Consider the following 2,231-nt stretch of genomic DNA (forward strand, 5'->3'; position numbering starts at 1 on the left):
CAAATACCACATGTATTTGAGTCTTTTTTAATTGCTTTAACAAGTATCAAAACAGTATAATTCCTGCTATGTGTTTAATACTTAATTAATTTTACTTGTTTTGATGTATTGCCTTGAATGACATTAATAAAATATAATCCAGCTTGCAATGATGCACCAATTTTATAATCCCTATTCGGAACGCCCGTTTTAAAAGAAATCAGTCTACCATTTAAATCAAAAACATGGATATTAATTTTATCTACTGTATTTTTCGATTTTAATTTAATATTAAAGTAATCATCAGATGGGTTTGGCCATGATACTAATTCTAGGCCATCAAATATTTCGGCTTCCAATGGTTCAGCTTTTATGGCTTCACCCTTAGATTTATTTTTCCCTTTTGGTTTATGTATTACAATAGAACCACCTCCTAAAATAGTACTCGAGTCTGCATTTTCTTCTGAACTAAATTCATTATCATAAACTACATCGCTAGATGAACCATCTGCCCAAATTTTAATTCTGAATTTATCATCACCATCACCTCCAGTAGCATCGCCATCAATAACGGTGACTAAAAACTTATGACTACCAGAACGGTTAACCGTTCCTACACCTCTATAAGTGGCTTTTTTACCACCAGAAATAACTAATGACATTTCATCATAAACGCTACTTTTAAAGTGTAAATCGCCTTCTTTAAATTGGAAATTGGTATTACCATCCAGAGTCAGAACATTGTTCTTTCCTGTTTTGTATTTGGCAACAAGACCAAAATTAGCTTTCCCAACTGTGTTAGTTCCTGCCAAAGCTCCATCTGGAGAATCTATCCAGCCACCGCCAGTAACAAAGCCACCACTTGGGTCGTAAACAACCACATAGGTACTAAGTGTAACCTCAGCCGTTTCATTACAGGCATCAGTAACAATTACTTTAACGGTATAAACACCTGTTTGAGTAGCATCAAAATTAAAGGTTCCTGAAACAACTCCGCCAGCAATAGTTCCTACTTGAGAATATTCCGCTGTATCGGTTCCTGTTAAATTACCGTCAGAACTGAAATACCAAGTTGCTGATGTTAAATTATCATCATTAAAATTAGCCGACAAACTAAATCCTGTTCCTGCTTGTATTGGGTCAAGGCCTGCAATAACACCACCTGTATTATTAGGTATAGTGTTTGTAACTGTTACTTCAAAACTGCAACTAGATGTTCCTACCGAATTGGTTGCTGTTGCATTAACTGTTGTAGATCCTACATTAAAAAATGTACCAGGTTGAATATCATAGGTAATCGTAGATGTCGGATTGCCGACTGAATCTGTTGCTACAAAATCTACGACTGCTCCACATTCACTTACATCATTAATTACACTAATGTCTGCAGGACAATCTATAACAGGTGCTACTCCAGTAACTGTTTCTGTTATTGATACTATAAATGAACACTCTATAAAATTATTAGCGGAATCTGTTACTTTATAAGTCACTACAGTATCTCCAATTGGGAATGTTGCACCACTAGGATATTGTGTTGTTAATAATGTTGTGGATGCATTCGGACAATTATCCGTCCCTACAGGTTCAGTATATGTTACTTCGGCGCCTGATGCACTTGAAGCATTTAAACTAATATCTGAAGAGCATATTATTTCTGGTAATTCATCATCAGTTACTGTAACAGTTTGAGTGACCGCTACTGCATCATTGTTATTGATATCGGTTACTGTCCATGTGATGGTAGTTGTGCCTACCGGATATAAAGCAGTTAACACTTCTCCATCATCTCTTGTTCCTGTTACTAATCCAACAGAACAATTATCGGTTGCTGTGGCATCAATAATGGTTACCATAGCACCACATTCCCCTAGGTCTGCCGTTTGTATAATTCCAGCTGAAGCTGTTATTTCTGGTAATTCATTATCTGTTACTGTAACAGTTTGAGTAACCGCTACTGCATCATTGTTATTGATATCGGTTACTGTCCATGTGATAGTAGTTGTGCCTACCGGATATAAAGCATTTAAAGCTAAAGTATCATCTCTTGTTCCTGTAACTACTCCAACTGAACAATTATCGGTTGCTGTGGCATCTACAATGGTTACCATTGCACCACATTCCCCTAGGTCTGCCGTATGTGTAATTCCAGCTGAGGCTGTTATTTCTGGTAATTCATCATCTGTTACTGTAACAGTTTGAGTAACCGCTACTGCATCATTGTTATTGATATCGGTTACTGTCCATGTGAT

Annotated in this window: 1 protein-coding gene; it reads right to left on the bottom strand. The window is 36.6% G+C overall.

Translation table 11 applies throughout. The annotated features are described in order from the left end of the window. Nucleotides 1–74 precede the first annotated feature (74 nt). Nucleotides 75–2,231 (bottom strand): HYR domain-containing protein (locus WBN21_RS00650; RefSeq protein WP_424197386.1); only part of this gene is annotated, 2,157 nt, incomplete at its 5' end.

Source organism: Algibacter sp., assembly GCF_049667265.1.
In the GTDB taxonomy this organism is placed as follows: Bacteria; Bacteroidota; Bacteroidia; order Flavobacteriales; family Flavobacteriaceae; genus Algibacter_B.